Origin of the sequence: Formosa algae, assembly GCF_001439665.1 — a bacterium.
Lineage (GTDB): Bacteria > Bacteroidota > Bacteroidia > Flavobacteriales > Flavobacteriaceae > Formosa > Formosa algae.
This window is the reverse complement of record NZ_LMAK01000011.1, coordinates 213,322-231,898: the sequence shown is the minus strand read 5'-3', so window position 1 is coordinate 231,898 and position 18,577 is coordinate 213,322. Positions and strand designations below refer to the sequence as shown.

Annotated in this window: 21 protein-coding genes; 8 read left to right on the top strand and 13 right to left on the bottom strand. The window is 32.5% G+C overall.

The window, feature by feature from the left end:
- Positions 1-120 precede the first annotated feature (120 nt).
- From AST99_RS04615 to AST99_RS04580, 8 genes are all read right to left on the bottom strand, one after another.
- Positions 121-714 (bottom strand): hypothetical protein, encoded by a 594-nt coding sequence (locus AST99_RS04615; RefSeq protein WP_057779651.1) that lies wholly within the window; start codon positions 712-714, stop codon positions 121-123.
- A 149-nt stretch (positions 715-863) separates the two neighbouring features.
- Complete coding sequence (locus AST99_RS04610; protein ID WP_057779649.1) at positions 864-1,244, bottom strand: hypothetical protein; 381 nt, start codon at positions 1,242-1,244, stop codon at positions 864-866.
- 4 nt (positions 1,245-1,248) lie between these two features.
- Positions 1,249-1,695 (bottom strand): DUF2750 domain-containing protein, encoded by a 447-nt coding sequence (locus AST99_RS04605; protein WP_057779647.1) that lies wholly within the window; start codon positions 1,693-1,695, stop codon positions 1,249-1,251.
- A gap of 134 nt (positions 1,696-1,829) precedes the next feature.
- Entirely contained in the window at positions 1,830-3,002 is a 1,173-nt protein-coding gene (locus AST99_RS04600) for a tyrosine-type recombinase/integrase (RefSeq protein ID WP_057779645.1), read from the bottom strand.
- A gap of 182 nt (positions 3,003-3,184) precedes the next feature.
- Positions 3,185-4,159 carry a YheT family hydrolase gene (locus tag AST99_RS04595; RefSeq protein ID WP_057779644.1) on the bottom strand — a complete coding sequence of 325 codons (975 nt, stop codon included), beginning with the start codon at positions 4,157-4,159 and terminating at the stop codon, positions 3,185-3,187.
- A gap of 58 nt (positions 4,160-4,217) precedes the next feature.
- Positions 4,218-4,679 (bottom strand): SRPBCC family protein, encoded by a 462-nt coding sequence (locus AST99_RS04590; RefSeq protein ID WP_057779642.1) that lies wholly within the window; start codon positions 4,677-4,679, stop codon positions 4,218-4,220.
- Between the two features lie 271 nt (positions 4,680-4,950).
- Complete coding sequence (locus tag AST99_RS04585; protein ID WP_057779639.1) at positions 4,951-5,193, bottom strand: TonB-dependent receptor; 243 nt, start codon at positions 5,191-5,193, stop codon at positions 4,951-4,953.
- A gap of 193 nt (positions 5,194-5,386) precedes the next feature.
- Positions 5,387-6,688 (bottom strand): leucine-rich repeat-containing protein kinase family protein, encoded by a 1,302-nt coding sequence (locus AST99_RS04580; RefSeq protein ID WP_057779638.1) that lies wholly within the window; start codon positions 6,686-6,688, stop codon positions 5,387-5,389.
- 239 nt (positions 6,689-6,927) lie between these two features.
- Here AST99_RS04580 and AST99_RS04575 point away from each other — a divergent pair, with 239 nt between their 5' ends.
- The 7 genes from AST99_RS04575 (at position 6,928) to AST99_RS04545 (ending at position 13,476) form a co-directional block, all read left to right on the top strand.
- Complete coding sequence (locus AST99_RS04575; protein WP_057779637.1) at positions 6,928-7,773, top strand: DUF6503 family protein; 846 nt, start codon at positions 6,928-6,930, stop codon at positions 7,771-7,773.
- 42 nt (positions 7,774-7,815) lie between these two features.
- On the top strand, positions 7,816-8,484 hold the full coding sequence (locus AST99_RS04570; protein WP_057779635.1) for a haloacid dehalogenase type II: 669 nt from the start codon (positions 7,816-7,818) through the stop codon (positions 8,482-8,484).
- Positions 8,485-8,598: 114 nt separating this feature from the next.
- On the top strand, positions 8,599-9,003 hold the full coding sequence (locus tag AST99_RS04565) for a DUF3592 domain-containing protein (protein WP_198151404.1): 405 nt from the start codon (positions 8,599-8,601) through the stop codon (positions 9,001-9,003).
- 202 nt (positions 9,004-9,205) lie between these two features.
- Positions 9,206-9,805 (top strand): formyltransferase family protein, encoded by a 600-nt coding sequence (locus AST99_RS04560; RefSeq protein ID WP_057779631.1) that lies wholly within the window; start codon positions 9,206-9,208, stop codon positions 9,803-9,805.
- A 100-nt stretch (positions 9,806-9,905) separates the two neighbouring features.
- Complete coding sequence (locus tag AST99_RS04555) at positions 9,906-11,357, top strand: MBOAT family O-acyltransferase (protein WP_057779629.1); 1,452 nt, start codon at positions 9,906-9,908, stop codon at positions 11,355-11,357.
- Positions 11,358-11,361: 4 nt separating this feature from the next.
- Complete coding sequence (locus AST99_RS04550; RefSeq protein WP_057779627.1) at positions 11,362-12,309, top strand: hypothetical protein; 948 nt, start codon at positions 11,362-11,364, stop codon at positions 12,307-12,309.
- A 111-nt stretch (positions 12,310-12,420) separates the two neighbouring features.
- Entirely contained in the window at positions 12,421-13,476 is a 1,056-nt protein-coding gene (locus AST99_RS04545; protein ID WP_057779625.1) for a GNAT family N-acetyltransferase, read from the top strand.
- Positions 13,477-13,926: 450 nt separating this feature from the next.
- Here the strand turns inward: AST99_RS04545 and AST99_RS04535 are convergent, their stop codons facing one another.
- From AST99_RS04535 to AST99_RS04520, 4 genes are all read right to left on the bottom strand, one after another.
- On the bottom strand, positions 13,927-14,382 hold the full coding sequence (locus tag AST99_RS04535; protein ID WP_057779622.1) for a GNAT family N-acetyltransferase: 456 nt from the start codon (positions 14,380-14,382) through the stop codon (positions 13,927-13,929).
- Between the two features lie 21 nt (positions 14,383-14,403).
- The gene (locus AST99_RS04530; RefSeq protein WP_057779620.1) at positions 14,404-14,718 is read right to left on the bottom strand and encodes a septal ring lytic transglycosylase RlpA family protein; all 315 of its coding nucleotides are present in this window, start codon (positions 14,716-14,718) and stop codon (positions 14,404-14,406) included.
- 90 nt (positions 14,719-14,808) lie between these two features.
- Positions 14,809-15,339, bottom strand: coding sequence for a DUF4251 domain-containing protein (locus AST99_RS04525; protein ID WP_057779618.1), 531 nt, complete (start codon positions 15,337-15,339; stop codon positions 14,809-14,811).
- Positions 15,340-15,423: 84 nt separating this feature from the next.
- The gene (locus AST99_RS04520) at positions 15,424-16,752 is read right to left on the bottom strand and encodes a glycoside hydrolase family 1 protein (RefSeq protein WP_057779617.1); all 1,329 of its coding nucleotides are present in this window, start codon (positions 16,750-16,752) and stop codon (positions 15,424-15,426) included.
- A gap of 233 nt (positions 16,753-16,985) precedes the next feature.
- On the opposite strand from AST99_RS04520, the gene AST99_RS04515 reads away from it, so the two are divergent.
- On the top strand, positions 16,986-17,993 hold the full coding sequence (locus tag AST99_RS04515; protein ID WP_057779615.1) for an LLM class flavin-dependent oxidoreductase: 1,008 nt from the start codon (positions 16,986-16,988) through the stop codon (positions 17,991-17,993).
- Between the two features lie 19 nt (positions 17,994-18,012).
- Here the strand turns inward: AST99_RS04515 and AST99_RS04510 are convergent, their stop codons facing one another.
- Positions 18,013-18,573, bottom strand: a complete 561-nt coding sequence (locus AST99_RS04510) for a GNAT family N-acetyltransferase (RefSeq protein WP_057779613.1) — start codon at positions 18,571-18,573, stop codon at positions 18,013-18,015.
- Positions 18,574-18,577: the final 4 nt, after the last annotated feature.

Below are 18,577 nucleotides of genomic sequence, written 5' to 3'. Positions count from 1 at the left end.
TTGCGTGGTTTAGCAACTAAGTTAGCAAACTTTTACGAACCCGTGAATATTCCGCAGGAATATTCGCAAGTAGGCAGAAATACAGCAATTAATTATACACGGTGTTGTACATTGCCTTTTTCAGAGTTTTGTCGTTTTATTATCAGTTGTTGATATTCCTGTTTTATACATTTGATTCCATCCTCTTTGTCCGTTTTCCGCAAATTCTGTTTTCGTTAATTCTCTGTTCTTAAAATCAAAAATTTTGAAATCGGTAAACCAAATTCTTATGTCAATCGTAACTTCATCTTTACCAATTTGTTCGGCAAAAAGGTCAATTGTATTCATACTTGACCAATTAGATTTCTGAATTACGTCAAGACTTATTTTGTCCGACCAATCTTTAAATTGCTTTTCGTCAAGGTTTATAAATTCCCAACCATACATTGAGTCGAGAATAAGTCCGTGAAATTTTGATTTCAGCTCGTTCGGTTTTATTTTTTCAATTTCGGCACTTTCATCATCCCAACTTCCTTTTCGATAACTTACTGCAATTCGTCCATACTTCTCAAAAAGTATTCTAAATCGGTTATCATCAAGAAATTCATTATTTGAGTTCATCGAAATACAGTTCAACAAGACTTCCACTATATCAGATTCAATTCCGACATAGTTTATTTTAGATTCGTTGAATGCTAAATCTAATTCGTCTTTTTGTTTCTTATCGATTTTCATTAGGTTGTGTACAACGTGATTGTGTATGGTTAGTTGCGTGGTTAAGCAACTAATTTAGCAAATAAATCACAGATAGAATATTCCGCAGGAATGTTCGTAAGTAGGCGAGAACCTAGCAATTAATTATACACGGTGTTACCTGCTGGCTTTTAATTCAGTTCTATTTTTATTGTTTTATTCTCAATATCAATTTCAATCCATTCAGCTTGAGATTCCAAATCAGGAATGCACTCTGTCAAATCCATTTCTTTGGCATATTTGCTCAATGCTTTTTGTCCGAAATTAATTATTGCCTTAAATTCTGTTTGTCCAGTTTTTCCAATCCACGCTTTAGTTTCTATCTTTCGTTTGTCATTCACGTGTTTTTTAGTCAGCTGATTTTCAGTTGTAAGCCACGAAATTCCATCACACCAAAATCCTTTTAATTCTGGGTCAGTTGATTTTTCCAATTCGTTACAAACTCTGAATTCTAATTTAGTACAGAATTTTTCATTAAAAGGTGTTTCTATTTTTTGTTCCACTTTTTTCATTCAGTTACTTCTTTGACTTGTTTTTTAAGTCTTCAATTCCATTAAACTTTCTAAAATTCAAATCCTTTCCTAGTGATTTTAATTCGGCTGTCAATTCTATGATTAATTCCAATGGTTCAGTTTCAAAACCAAACAGGTTCTGGTCAAACTGCGTTCCGATTAATAGTCCGTCATTTGCCATTCCAATACACCAGTTCTCCATAAATTCAGAAAGTGAAATTTCAGTCACTTTATATTTTTTCCATTCGTCTTTAGCACAAGATTTAGCTCTTACCTTTTCTGCCCAAAAGCATATCATTCCAATTGGATTTCCATCGTTGTCCTCAATTTGAGTTGAATTAGATGTGGCGAATCCATTTTCACTTTTCAAACCGTAAACTAATTCCGTTTCGGATACAGTTTTTATGAATTTTAGATGTCGGTTTTTCAGTGTTGTTGAATCTTGGAACATAGTTTGTTTAGCTTGCAGGTAACTAGTTATATACTAAACAATGGTTACGTATATCATATAAATACACGGGATAAACCAATGTTTGTATTGTCTTTATAAATTTACAGATTATAAATTAATGAGACCGTTTTTATTTAAAAATTCTGACTTAATAATCCGTTAGAGTTTGTGTGGCTTGTAGTAATCTGCTTTAATGCAATATCCAAAGGGCTTTTTATATGTAATAAATCCTTTTTAGTGACATGAGTGTAAATCATGGTGGTTTCTGGTCGGCTGTGGCCTAACAATTCTTGTATGTATCTTATATCTATACCTTGTTCTAACAAATGTGTGGCATAACTGTGGCGTAACGTATGTGGTGTTACGCGTTTTGTGATTTTTGCTTTAGCACAGCTGCGTTTTAAAAACGCTCTTATACTTTCAGCTCTGTATTGTGGTAAATTCTGGCCTTCAAAGAGGTATTGTTTAGGCTGGTAAGTAAATATATAGTTAAGTAATAACGGCACACAAGATTCTGCTAAAATAATATACCTGTCTTTTCTACCTTTTCCTTGTTTAACTACTAATTGTCTGCGATCAATATCTATTGCATTTCGTTGTAAATTTATAAGCTCGCCTATACGTAATCCACAGGAATAAATAAGCGCTATTATAGTTCGGTGTTTTAAGTTCTCAGTACATCTTATTAGATCTAATATCTGAGATTGAGATAATACATTAGGTAATAACCGGTCTTTTTTAGGGCTAAATAAATTCAATTCATTAATCTGGCAATTAGGATAGAAATTCTTAAAATGTTTAATGCCGCTTACCAATTGCCTATGGGTACTTATAGCATAATTTTTAGGAGCCATAACTTGTTCTATAAATAGCTCTATAACCCGATTATTTAATTCTTCTATAGGTTTGCCATCATGAAATTCTATTACATCGGCAAGTAAAATGAGATAACTATTAACTGTGCTTTCACTATACCGTTTGCCCCTTAAGTAATTCCTGTAATCTTTTAAAATTGTACGGTGGGCTTCACAAATATGGCGTACGCGTTTTATGTGTTTTGTTCTGTGTACAATACTAAAATCTACTGCACTATCATTAATTATAGCATAACCATCTAAAGTGTCATGAATTAATGTTAAAGCATCGCTATCATAGTCCATGTACCAGCATCTTAGCGAGACACTCCAACGTGTTTTTGGTAATAATTTTACGCGCTGTATTAGCACGTCATTATATCCGAATCTAATGAGTAATCGATGTGCATTTTTATAGAATTTTGTCGAGATTATAACTTTAGGTAGTGCCATTCTAATATGATTTAATAATTGGTAAAACATTGTAAATTAATGTTTTATTTTGTCAATTAAAATAAAATGGAAAGTAAAGTTGTAAATTAAATAAAGCTTAGATAACTACATCACCATCAAAATAGAAGTGGGGTTTAGAGTGATTTATGAAGCCCTATTTTAGATGAATATGAAAATCCGAATTAATAGAATGATGCTTTATCTTTTGTAGTAAAAAACTCAAAAGCCCGAACTTCTGCATAAGAATGTTTAGAATCTTTTAACGGAAAAGCACAGTGTCCGCCATATTCAGGAGTTTCTAAATATACATATTTGCTGTGTTTAGATCGAGAAATAGGATAACAACGTTCGCCTAAAAACGGATCGTTTAAAGCATTAAGTATTAAAACAGGAGTGGTTATATGTTTTAAGCTGAATTCTGGAGATACGCGCTTATAATAGTCTTCTTTATCTAAAAAACCATGCATTGGCGCTGTAAAATAATCGTCTATTTCATCAAAACTATAGAGCACGTTTATTTTATCGGTATTGGCGAGTTCTGGAAACTGAACTACTTTTTGTTTCAACTTATTTACAATCTCTTTTTTAAAATTATTTAAATAGATTTTGTTAAATCCTACATTTAAAGCATTAGAACATGTTTTTATATGTGTAGGAGCAGATACGGCTACAGCTGCTTTAATACGCGGATCCGGTGTAAGTTTTCCTAAATAATTTAAAACCTGTGCGCCACCCATAGAATAGCCAATAAGATATAGGGTTTCTATGCCTTGTGTAAAGGCGAATTGAATCACCGCATCTAAGTCGTCTATAGAGGCATGATGATACATTTTTGGTAAACGATTCATGTGTCCGCCGCAGGTTCTATTATTCCAAGCAAACACAGAAAAATGACGTTCCGTAAAATAATTAGCACAACTATTGTTGTAGGTGCGTCTGGAATCGCCTTCTAAACCATGACATAAAATCACGCCTTTTTTTCTGTCTTTCAAGATATAATCTACATTTAAGAAATCGCCATCACTTAATTCTAAATTCTCTGAAAGATAATCGGGCGGCGATACATGCTTGATTTTTGCTGCATAAATGGTAGAAAAATGTGGGTTTTTATGGATTAAACTCGGGGCTTGATATTTGGATTTTGGTATTAAAGGCATGTGTTACGCTCTGGGCAAATTATTCTAATTTTAATCAAATAGGTTGTAATGATACTGCTTATTTACCAAATAATTCGGTTAAAACAACATGTCGATATTCAAATATTTCTTCTAATTTCTTTTCAATCATTATACCGTTTGCAATATTTCCAAGAATGCCAAAAGGTGGTTGGTATGTCACAATATCTTTCATTAACGTTCCGTTTGGTGTCGCTTCTAAAAAATGCTGGTGATGCCAAATATTATACGGACCAACACGTTGCTCATCTACAAAATAATGTCGGTCTTTAACATGTGTAATCTCTGTAACCCAAGTGGTTTTTATACCCAAAACAGGGGAGACTTTGTAGTGAATAATCATACCTTCATACATGGCATCGGGTAAATCTTCAGACACAATATCAAAACCCATATAATCAGGAGTTATGGTTTTAAGATTTTTCGGATTGGAAATAAAATCCCAAAGGGTTTCTATAGGTTGATTAAAAGATTGTTCTCGTTTAAATTGATATACTCCCATGTATAAATTGTTTAAAAAAGCACAGTATATGTCTTGTCGTTTACATACACTGTGCTTTACTGTGTCTAAATTAAATTATTATAGATATGAAAATTACTAAATTTTTAGACATTTAAGTATAGCTTTAACTTGAATTTGACACAAAAGGTTTTTTAACGTGAAGTTTCTTTTAGATACTCGGAATTTTATAGCGGACTCCAAAATAGAATTCTCGCCCTCGTGTTGGCCCCCAATCCGAACTGGTATCAAAATAAGGTCCGAAGGAATCTTCCTAACTTATAATTGGCTGATCTTGTCTAAAATTAAATATGTTTTCGCAACCCGTATACAATTCAACAGATTTTAAATTGTAGGTAAATTGAGTGTTTACAATGGCATAATCTTTAGAATAATCTGGTCGCTGATAAGCTACTGGATTACTTTGAGTATCTGGTAAGCGTTGCTCGCCATACCAATGAAAACTAAGGTCTAATCTAAACAAGTTAGAAAGCGGTTTATAGCCTAAATTACTCACAATTTTATGTTTCGGATTAAAGGGTAAAACGTCTTTTTTGCCATCAATTTCTCGATATACATCTAAATGACTATAACCTGTTTTAAACTCTAATTGCGACCAAAAATTTAAATACTACAGTTTTATTTTGAAAGGTCTAAAACACAAATTTAGTTATATCAGAAAACAGCAATTTGCTAGATTATTATAGATTTTAAAACGTATTTAAGGTGTTTATAAGTTCAGAAAATAAAGGACGAGCGTTTACCTGAGGATAGAAACAATCTGAGATTAAACTTTCCCATGTTTCTTTCAACCTCTTATCTATGCTGTTTTCAGGAACAAGATTTAAAATGTCTTCTAACAAACATCCAAAAGCACGCACTTCTATAAGTTCAATATTATGTGTTTTATGGGATTGTTTGTTATAAAAGGTAGCCGCTCCAAAATCTCCTAATAGACATTGTGCAGTATTATTAATCAGAATATTATGTGCATATAAATCGCCATGATTAATGCCTTTACTATGTAATTGCGCACTTACAGAGGCCATTTGTTTGGCTATATTTAGTAAGTTTGCAGTACTAAAAGTCACGCCTTCGTTAAATACATCTCGCGTACAAGATTGCATGCTTGGCGGGTTTCCTAAATTAATAAAAGACGGATCTATAAGCTTCATTATTAATCCGCTTTTAGATTCCGGATGATTTTTAATTTTTCCTAACACAGGAATTAAACTATCGTGAGCTCCAGCAGCTATAGAAACAGCCATTTCATCGTCTGGTAATCCATCACTAGTTACATCGCCTTTAAAAATTTTAAGTGCGATATCGGTTTGTTTTAGTTTCCAATTCGCTTTATAAATTAGTCCAGAAGCCCCTTCGCCTAAGAGCTCATTTATATTAAAATCGTTCCAAGTATACGATTCTATATCGGTGTTTATGTTTGCCTGATGCGAACATGGATTTCCGCCAAAAGCCACCCAAGATAATTTTGGTAATTCAAATAACCAGTCAGGAATAGACGTGAAGCGATTTGCAGAAATTCTTAAAAGTTCTAAGTTTTTGCAATTAGACATCTCGACGGGCAAAGCTTCAATATGGTTTCCTGCTAAAGCACATTTTTGTAGTAAGTTACATTGCCCTAAACTTTTTGGTAAAGTATTAATTTTATTATCGGTTAAAATCAGCCAATTTAATTTTGGTGGAAAGTTGTGTTCTGCAACGGTATGAATCTGATTAGATTTAAACCCAATCATGTTTAAATTTGGACAGTGTCCTAAAACGGTAGGATATTCGGTAAATGCATTACGTGCAAAAAATATAATTTTTAACTGTTTAAGTTGCGCAATACTTTCTGGTAAAGACGATAGTTGATTGTCTGATAAATCTAAAACCTCTAAAGTATCTGCTAATGCTAATATTTCTTCAGGAAAAGTTGTTAATCCACAAGCTAATTTTAGGCGTTTACTTCCTATTAAGGCTCCCGATTTTAAATCTTCTAAAGTATGCGTCATGTTAAAAATATTAAGCTGCAAACTTAACTTTTATTATGGGTTTACTATAACGAAAAAAGGAAAGTTTATGTGGTTAAGCATAAGACGTAGAATTGAATTATTAGATGGGGATTTCGTTTATAGATATTTTCAACAGCGGATAAATCATCTCAGTTTAGTAAGTTTTCTCAAATAATTTGTAAGGTTTTCTTTATAAATTCTACTATTCCATTTAATTTCACTTCCAAATAAAAACAACAATGAGAAAAATTTTAGCAGTAAGTTTAATTTCAATTTCCACTTTGATATCTTGTAAAGACGAAAAGAAAACGGTGTCTTCAGCAGTAAAACAAGAGACCTCAGAGCAAATAGTTCCGGAAAAAACACCAGAATTTAAAAACAAAGCTCATGAGTTGGTGTATAACATGACTCAGAAAGTTGGAGATTATGGTGAACTCATGCGTAAAAAAGATGTGGTGTATACATATACCTATCAAACTCCCGATGGAAAAACAGATATTACAACAGAAAAATATATGTTTAATGGCGAGTTATCTTACGGGATGTATACCAAGCATGAAAGATCGTTGGCAGATATGGAAGGTACGTTAGAACAAGGATACGACGGGACCGAATATTGGTTAAAACATGAGAGTAAAGTGGTAAACGATTCTGCAGCTTTAAAACGTGTGGCGTTTAACAGACCAACAAATTTTTATTGGTTTACAATGATGCAGAAATTAATGGATCCGGGATTAAACTACGATTATATTAAAGCACAAACAGTAGGTGATGCAAACTATGATGTGGTAAAAGTAACTTTCGATTCTGAAGATGGGAAACCTAAAGATATTTATCAATTATACATCAATACAGATACAAAATTAGTCGACCAGTTTTTGTTTACAGTAATGGATTTTGGAAAGTCAGATCCGTTGTTAATGGAGTTAGAATATGAAGAAATTGACGGATTATTAATTCCAACAAAAAGAAGATATAAAGCGTCTAATTGGGATGCAGAAGTGACAGATAAACCATGGATTAATGTGACTTGGACGGACATAAAGTTTAATAATGGTTTAGAAAAAGCAGACTTCGTTAAATAAAATCTTAATTTTAATTCACTTCCTTATTAAAACCAGAATGATATGAAAAAAGCAGTATTTTTCGATATGAATGAAACCTTATTAAACCTTAGCTTATTGAAGTCTGAGTTTGATAAATATTTTGATGATGCTTATGTGGTTAAATATTGGTTTACAAAATTATTGCATAGTTCTACAGTGATGGGCACTATGGATACATATAAAAATTTCGGTGAATTGGCCGATGCAGGTTTAGAGAATCTGTTTTTTGAAAACGATAAACCTTTAACGTCAGAAACTAAAGCTCAGATTTTAGGTGCTTTTAAAAAGCTACCTGCTTATAATGATGTAATTCCGGCAGTAGAACTCTTAAAAGCACATGATATTCGGGTCATTGCTGTTTCTAATTCTTCTTTAGAGATGATTAAAGAGCAGTTAACGAATGCAGAAATTATAGATTATTTTGATTCGTATTATTCTGTAGATGCGGTTAAAAAATATAAGCCTTTTAAAGATATTTATCATTATGTTGCTCAACAAGAAGGGCTTCAGGTTCATGAAATTGCTATGGTTGCCACGCACGATTGGGATTTATTCGGCGCTAAAAAAGCAGGATTAAGCACGGCTTATATCAAAAGAAAGACAGAAATTTATAATCCGTATTACTTACAACCCGATCTTATAAGTTCCGATTTAAAAGATCTTATACAGCAGTTAATTCAGGCTAATTAAGGACGGTATAATAATTAGTTTAAATAAATTTATATAAAAAAAGAACAGTATGGTAAAAGCATGCTGTTCTTTTTCTATTTTTAGACATTAGGTTTTAATGTAAATAAGATGAAAATGATTGAGTATCTATATATCGGAATGTTGTGCGTTGCAACACTGCTATTGTTTTTTGCTTTTAAACATTATAACGCTACCAAAACTTTACAATTAGATGGTGTTCGAACTAAAGCAACCGTAGTCGATTTAATAGAAATACGAGGCGATGATAGCTATACTTATAAACCGGTTTTCGAATACACTAACCGTAATAATGCTGTCGTTCGGTTTAATAGCAGTGTAAGTTCTAGTCCGCCAGCCTATAAGGTGGGAGAATCTGTAATGATAATCTACGAAAAACATGGGGACGAGAGAAAAATAGTCTCGTTTTGGGGCTTATACAGATGGACCATTATTCTAATGTGTATTGCTGTACCCTTATTAATTATTGGAGGTGGTTATATGCTATATTCCAAAGGTTAAGTTTGTAAACCGTAGTTAAATTCATCTTTAAAAACCAGTTATAATTTTCTTTATTTTATTCGCTTTGATTTTACGTAAAAAATAAATAATAAAATACGGTTTTATATTTTTTTTTTTGATTGATATGAATTTTTAATTCGCTACTTTTATTTTAAGGAACAGATTCTGTTTGAGTAAGATAAACGTAAAATTGTAAGTGTTAATGACTGTAGAAAAAAAATTAAATTGGGCCATATTAGTCACCGGTTGGGGACGTAATGCCAAAGATACTATTGAAGCTTTTAAGAACAATAAATTAAAGCAATCTAACATTAGTTTAGTTGTGTACGAGGAAGAACCTTGTGGCGCAAAAGACCTTGCAGAATCTTACCAAATTGAAACGATTAAAATTCTTAAATCAGATTTTAAAAATATAGTAGCATATCAGGCTTTTGTAATCCAAGAAATTAAGAAACGAGATATCGATTATATCTTTATGCTTAATTATAAATACATTATAAAAGATGAGATGCTTAAAGCGTTTCCAAACAGGATACTAAATATACATCCGTCTTTATTTCCTAGTTTTTTAGGCACTAAAACAGCGATTCAAGACGCTTTAGATTATGGTGTAAAAGTGACAGGGATAACCACTCATATTATCGATGAAAAGATAGATGAAGGTACCATATTAAGACAACACCCAATTAAAGTAAAAGCAAATGATACTTTTGATTCGTTATACCCAAAATTCGCTAAAGCAGGACAGAAAATAATTTTAAAAACGATTAAAACAATTGAAAACAAACACTTTAAAAACTAAATGAAACACCAAAACTTTTGGTGTCTAATCTATAGTCTACATATTTTAGAAGAATCCAAGTCACTCACAAGGTATTATTATCCTTTTTATAATTAACGATATGGTCTTTAATTCATTAGAGTTTTTTATTTTTTTACCTGTGGTTTTTATCTTGTATTGGTTTGTGTTTAAAAACCATTTAAAAGCACAGAATGTACTTCTTTTAATCGCTAGCTACGTGTTTTATGGTATGTGGGATTGGAGGTTTTTGTCGTTAATTCTATTAAGTACTTGTGTAGATTATGGTGTTGGATTAAAAATAGATGCGACCACTGTAGCAAAGCAACGTAAACGCTGGTTATGGGTAAGTGTTATTTTTAATATTGGTCTTTTAGGATGTTTTAAATATTACAACTTTTTTGTAGACTCCTGGATCGATATGTTTAGCGTATTCGGGTACGAATTAAAAAGTACCTGGATGTTACATGTTGTGTTACCTGTTGGTATTTCTTTTTACACGTTTCAGACCATGTCGTATTCGTTTGACGTGTATTATAAAAAATTAAAACCGACTTCAGATTTTTTGTCCTTTGCAGCTTTTGTAAGCTTTTTTCCGCAGTTAGTAGCAGGACCTATAGAACGGGCTTCAAATTTAATGTCTCAAATTTTTAATAAGAGAACCTTTAACTACAATCAAATGGTTTCAGGGTTAAAGTTAATACTTTGGGGCTTGTTTAAAAAGATTGTAATCGCAGATGCAATCGGACCCATTGTCGATGATATTTTTGCTAATTATAATTCACATTCTGCATCAACGTTAATCTTAGGTGTTACCTTGTTTAGTTTCCAAGTGTATGGTGATTTTAGTGGCTATTCAGATATTGCGATAGGTACTTCAAAGCTTTTCGGTATTGAACTAATGTCGAATTTTAAATTCCCGAATTTTTCTAGAAATGTAGCCGAATATTGGCAACGTTGGCACATTTCACTTTCCACTTGGTTTAGACATTATATATATATTCCGTTAGGAGGTTCTAGAGGCAGTACACTTAAATCGATAAGAAATATCTGCATCATCTTTCTAGTCAGTGGATTTTGGCATGGTGCTAATTGGACGTTTATTTTTTGGGGCGGTTTTCATGCCTTGGCATTTATTCCGGTGTTTTTATTAGGGCGAAACGCAGTATATAAAGACACTGTAATTGCACAGAATAGCATATTCCCATCATTTACTGAACTGGGGCAGGTGCTATTAACATTTGTTATAGTCACGTTTTCTAGAATATTTTTTAGATCAGCATCCATTACCGAAGCCTTTGGTTTTATACATAGATTATGCACTAATTTCACCTACGAAACCTATTTGCATCCTTTGGGATATAGAATGATGGATTACTATATTCTCATCATATTATTTGTGGTTTACGAGTATATTATTAGAAAAGACGAGCGGTCTCCGTTCTTGTTTACATCTAAAGTGGTACGCTTTATTATGTATACGATTGTTGTTTTGGCGATGCTATTGTTTTACGATAGTAATGTAGATAGATCCTTTATTTATTTTCAATTTTAAGACAATGAAAAAGTTATTTATAAATATGTTGCTTTACGCCGTCCTAATTGCATTGTGCTTAGAAGTTGTGATTAGGTTGTTGCATTTAACTAAAGATTATCCTGTGCGCTATGTCGATGAATTTGGCGTAGAAAAATGGGTGCCTAATCAGCGTGGTTTTGCGGTGACAGGAATAAGACGACAGCATTTTTCTGAATATCATATTAATAATTCAGGCTACAATTCGTATCGTGAATTTCATCCAACTCCAGATCAAGTAGAAATAGCATTGGTTGGAGATTCTTTTATTGAAGGCTTTCATCAGCAGTATACAAATTCAATAGGAAAGAAAATAGAACAGCGTTTAAAAGATGTCGAAGTGTACGAATATGGCTATGCAGGTTACGATTTTGCAGACCAATTGCATATGATTAATACCTACAAAGAGACATTCGATTTAGTAGACTATGTGGTTTTAGGTTTAAAATTTGAAAACGATTTAACTAGAAGCTCATATACCGTTGTTCAAGACAGAATGAAATTAGAGACACCCTTGTATAAAACCTTGCGACAAAGTAAGTTGTTGGTGTATTTGCAAAACGTTGGTACTTTTGATGCGGCTAAAAGTTTACTGTCTAAAATTACGTCTGTAAACAATAATAATAAGGCTATTTCAAAACGTAGTTCAGAAACAGAATTACAAGATCAATATATTATAAATTTTAAAAGGTTAGTCCATACTTATGGGTACGATAAACAACGCTTTACTCTATTGTTAGATGCAGCACAAACACCACCAATTTTTCTTAAATATTTAGAAGATAATGGATTTAGATATTTAGATTTTTCTGAACCATTACAAGCTTCTAAAACCCCAACAAACTTAATTTATGATATGCATTGGAACAATCATGGGAGAACGTTAATTGCTGAGTTGGTAGCAGATTTTGTCGCTGAAAATATAGAAAAATAAAAAAAGTACATATCAATTAATTTATTATGTTTAGTCGCTAAAAACAAACACTTTAAAATGTTTATTTGTGAATGAATTTAGAGCATAACTACAGGTTTAAATAATACAAATATGAAACTAACGGCTTCTGAAATTAAAAATGATTTTGATTTCGATGAATATTTAAAAATAGTAAATAGCTTCGATTTTGTAAATCCGTTTTATAGAATTTGGGCGGGTAATATTGATGACGTTATAGACGAAAGATTATTTTACTTTACTCTAAAAGATGAGCATAATAAAACACTAATGGTGATGCCGTTTCTATTTATTAAAATTCCAAGTGTAGTGGATGGTGTAACGTATTATGATGTAAAATCGCCTTATGGTTATAGCGGACCTATTTTTAATGACGATGTTACAGATGATGTATTTATTAGTTTTTGGACTTTAGTTGACGCTTGGTATAAAGAACATCATGTGGTGTCTGAATTTTTGAGATTCAGTTTAAACGGAAATTATAAATGCTATTCTGGACATTTAATTCCAACATTAACCAATGTTAAAGGCGAGATTGTTTCTGAAGATTTACAATGGAATAATTTTAAGTCTAAAGTAAGAAACAACTACAGAAAAGGAGTCTCAGAAAACTTAAATATAGTGTTTGTTCAAGACGCTTCCGATCAAGAAAGTATTGCAGTTTTTCACAATATTTATATCCGTACCATGCAACGTATTAACGCGAGTATAGAATACCATTACGCGTTAAGTTATTTTCAAAACATCATTGAACTCAGTAAAAACGATTTCTTATTAGCAATTGTGTATAAAGATGATGTGGCTATTTCTGCAGAATTAATATTAATTTCGGGTGATACACTTTTTTCATATTTAGGCGGTACTTTGTCAGAATATTTTAATTTAAGACCTAACGATTTCTTGAAAATTGCCGTAATACAATGGGCCAGAGCTCACGAGTATAAATATTACATTTTAGGAGGAGGACGTAAAGACGGTGATGATTTATATCATTATAAAAAAACATTCTTTCCTAAAGATCCAGATGAGATGTATTTTACCGGTAGAAAAATTACAAATCATCAGATTTATCAAAAATTAAATGTGCTGTTAGGTACTGCAGATAGCGGAGAAAATTACTTTCCGAGTTATAGACATGGTATGAAATAGTGCAAGACTAATAAACATTTATAGCATTAGTTTCAGCTGTAAACTTGTCTTTACATTAATGTCTCATATCTATATGAAAACCTTGTGTCATAAAATTAAAAATGCTCTCTGGATCTATAACAGACCATATGAGAGGTATAAAAAAGAGTAGAGCTAATCCAAATGTATAGGCTTGATTGCTTTTAGTACCAATTAATTTAGTAGCTAAAAAGATAAGACCATAATAGCCCATTAAAATCCCAAAAATGAAACTGAAAAGTATCATTAATCCACCCATAATCAGTGAAATAATTAATAATATAAACAATACTATACATAGAATTTTAGACGCTTGTTTTATATAATTCATATGTCAGTTGCACTAATTTTTTAGATGTCTTTTCGTTATTAAGAAGGGATACGTATTGGGCTTAAATGTAGTTAAGTTTTAAATGTAAAACGTAATGTGTTCTAAGCTTTATTGCAGCGTTTAAATTGTATTTTTTGAATGCCTTCTGCTGAATTAAATTGTTTTTCCTCCATAAAACCTAAAGATTTATATAAGTGCGTCGCTGGTGTATTTAATAGGGCAGTTTCTACAATTGTACAAGCAGATGGATGTGTCTCTAGTACATGGTTTACTAATTGCTTAGCAATACCGCATCTAAAGTATTTTGGATTAACCACTAAACTATGTATGTCTGTAAGTTCTTCAGAAACTTGAATTTCTATAATTCCAGCCAAAGCATTATTTTCAAAAAAACCATAAAAAAGAGAGGAACTATTATTATAGTCATCAATGGTGCGTTTTAATGGTGGAAAATCTTTACAGCCTATGCGCTCGGCTTCCACGGTATACGACAATTGAAAAAGGATATGTATTTTTATAGATTCTTCTAATTGTTTACAATCTAGTTGTTTTATCATTATGTTATTAATTGATGTGTTTTATCTAGAAAAATAATTTTCTATGACTTCTAATTTAACCTTAGATACGCCTTGATCTATTAAATCTATTTCTTCTGCTGCGGCACGAGATAAATCTATAATTCTACGTTTAGTATATGGTCCGCGATCATTAATTACAACAACTACAGACTTGTCGTTACTCAGATTAGTGACTCTAACTAAGGTGTTAAAAGGAAGGGTAAGATGGGCTGCTGTTAATGCTTCTTTATTATAAAGAGAGCCACTTGCTGTAGGTGCACCTTGTAATGAATCACTATAATAAGAGGCTTTCCCTGTACTGGTAGTTTGCGCCATGCTTATATGGCTAACAACTACAATACAAAATATAGTAAGTATATTGGAAAACGCATTCATAGGTTTAGAGTTTTATGTGCATCTCGATAATTAATGGTCACCTTTATCTTTAATTTTTAAAGGTTCAACTTTCCCATCAAAGGTAATGCTATTTCTGTTACTACTATACACCACTAAAGATGCTGAATCTGGACTATAAACGGTTAGTGTAATTTTAAAATTTTCAGAATCATTTGTAATCGCATATTTTACAATGCCTCTGTGTTTTTTTTCGTTGTAGGTTAAAGAATATTCTTTATAAGGTCCGTTAAATGTTATACCACCATCGCCACCATAAGAAGCCATCTGAGCAACACCAAAGTATGGCATGTCTGCTTCTGTAATAGAATCGTTCACTTTTAAAAAGTTAGGATTTCCAATTAAACTAATACGTTTACCACCTTGTGTTGTAGCCCAATCGGCATCAAAAGTGAATTTAGAAGATTCTAGTAGTTTCTTTATGGCAATAAACTCTTGTTCTTGTTTTTCTTTTTTTAGAGCTTTCTTTTCAGCTTTAGTTTGAGAGAATGTTAAATTAATACTGAAAACTAAAACTATTAATAATATAACATGCTTTTTCATGATCTATAAGATTTTAGATGAATATAACAAATTATATACCAAACTGAAAATCACACATTCAGACTTCATGTTGAAGGCTATTTATTATCGTTTTCTTAAAAAGGATTTAAGCCATAATCCAGACTTTTTAAGGGTGCGCTTTTGAGTTTTAAAATCGTTATAAATAATTCCAAATCTAGGCTTTGTGCCTTCTGCCCATTCAAAATTATCGATAAGCGTCCAAATAAAATAACCTTTTATAGGCATTTTATTTTCTATAGCTTTAAGTGTATATTTAAAGGTCTTTTTAAAATAATTTATACGTGCTTTATCTTGAATTTTTCCATCGATTAATTCATCTTCAAAGCACTGACCAGACTCGGTGATATATATATCTTTTACGCCTGAATATTGATTGAATTGCTCTAACATCTTATATAACCCTTTCGGATATATTTCCAAATTCATAGCATTTGTCTTAACATCTCGTTTTTCGGCAGGAACTTCGGCGGCGAAAAGAATAGGAGGGAGCAAGCTGAATTTTGCTACAATTTTAAAATAATATTGTACGCCAATAAAATCGAAATCGAATGCTAGTAAATCTTCATCGCCAGGCTGATAATATTTTTCAATACGATTTAAACCCGGAATTGCAGCTGTAGGATAACCTAAGCCTAAACTGGGTTCTATAAAAAAACGATTTAATAAGGCGTCTATTCTTTGGGCGGCATTTTTATGCATCACCCGACGGTTTAAGGGGCGCACATACGAGCACGAAAAAGTAGTGCCAATATTAGCGTGTTCTACATTTTGTCTTACTATTCGGCCTCCTAATGACTGGCATAAAGCTGCGTTATGAGCTGCTGGTAAAAAGTTTTTCAAACCTTTTTTTCTTGGCGCATGCATGCCCATAAAATAGCCAAGACCAATAAAACTCATGGGTTCGTTTAAAATAATCCATGTTTTAACTTTTAGACCGTATGTTTTTGTACAAAAGTCAACATAAGTCTCAAACCATGTTAAGATGTCTCGATTTGTCCATCCGCCTAGATCTTGTAATGCCTGTGGTAAATCCCAATGGTATAAAGTCACCCAAGGTTCTATTCCTACGTCTAAAGCATAATTTATAACATCGTGATAAAAAGCAACACCTTCAGGATTTATCTCTCCGGTACCTTGTGGAAAAATGCGAGACCAAGATAAAGAGAACCGAAAGCAATCTAAATGCAATGCTTTGACTTGGTCAATATCTGCTTTGTAATTGGTGTAAAAGTCTGTGGCTGTATTCCCTGTTCCTTTTTTAAATGCTGGTCTGTTAGTAAACGTGTCCCAAATTGAAGGCCCTTTACCGTGGGTATTATAGGCGCCTTCATTCTGGTAAGAAGATATGGTAACGCCCCATTTAAAATGCTTAGGAAATTGTTTTGATTTCACGAGTTATAGAGTCCTTTTATTAAACTATGAGATGGCAAATTTTTATGTTTAAAAATAGACTTTAATGTGTCGATCTACACACCTTAAACTTTAAGAATAGATTAAGTTTTACACTATTGGTCTTCGGTATTATATTCATAAATTTGAATAATCTAACTCATAATTTTAAACTTATATGAGTTAAATCTCAATGCAATTTTCAGACATAACTTTTAAAATACACTGTGCAGATAATGAGTAATGTAGATTTAAAAACAATAAAATTTTCGGTATTAGATTTAGTGCCGATTACACAAGGTCATACCCAACAAAAAGCGATGCAGAATGCTTTAAATTTAGCACAACATGTTGAAGCTTTAGGGTATACACGGTATTGGATATCTGAACACCATAACATGGATAGTTTAGTGAGTTCTGCAACTGTTATTTTATTGGGTTATGTAGCTCAGGGAACTTCAAGCATACGTGTTGGCTCAGGTGGAATTATGCTTCCTAATCACGCTCCTTTAGTGGTCGCAGAACAATTTGGTACGTTGGACACATTATATCCAGGTCGTATAGATTTAGGATTAGGGCGCGCACCAGGTACAGATCAGCGTACAGCTATGGCATTAAGACGTGATAGACAAGAGAGTGTTCAGGATTTCCCGAATAATATACAAGAATTACAAGCGTATTTTACCAATGAGGATTTGGGTGAGCCTGTTAGAGCTATTCCTGGAGAAGGTTTAGAAATACCAATATATTTACTAGGTTCTAGTACGTTTAGTGCAGATTTGGCAGCTAAAAAAGGATTACCTTATGCTTTTGCCAGTCATTTTGCACCGGCTCAATTGTTTGATGCACTTCATATTTATAATAATACGTTTCAGCCTTCAACAACTAATAGCAAACCTTATAGTATGGCTTGTATTAATGTGATTGCTGCAGAAACCGATGACGACGCCCAAGAGTTAGCAACAAGTTTGTTTCAGTTAGCTTTAGGAATTATAACCAACGTACGCCGACCTTTACAACCGCCAGTAAAATCTATGAACGGTGTATGGAATGAGCAACAACAAGCCATGATCATGAATATGTTACATTATACTTTTATAGGATCTAAGGCGACTATTGAAAAAGAAATTTCTGAATTTGTTGCAAAAACACAAGTGCAAGAACTCATTGTGGTGTCTCATATCTATGATCATGAAGCGCGTAAAAAATCTTATGAAATATTAAGTGACGTGTTTAAGTCCTAATTTTATAATACGGCATGTTCTATTGTGCTGTATATTGAAGATGCTTTAGTGTTTTTCCAACCAACGTTTTTATACCAACACATTTAAAACTGAGGTTTAAATACAAGCGCTCAGCTTTAAGATTGTGCGTTTCAACCAATAGGCCTAACGTTTTATGTTCATCATGTGCAAAAATCTCTATAATGTGTTTTAAAAGCTTAATGCCAATACCTTGTCCGCGATGACTCTCTAATACGGCAAAAGAATCAATATATAGTTCTCCTGCATTAGTCTCATCCTCAGGATTAAATTTTTTATTATAATGCGTAAGTATATAGTTTTGAATAGGTAAACGATACGTGTGTAATAGTGATCCATCATAACAATTTATAGCGGCAACTATTTGATTCTGATCTTCTATTACCATACAGTTCTGATAGGAGTATTGATTATCTTCTAAAGCTGTAAAGTGTTCTAAAAACGCCAAAGCTTGAACCGAATCAGTGACTCCTATACATTCAAAAATAAAGTCTTCCATAGCTAATAATAGAAGTGAAGCGATGGCTTTAGTATCAGATAAAGTAGCAGGTCTCGTATACATGCGA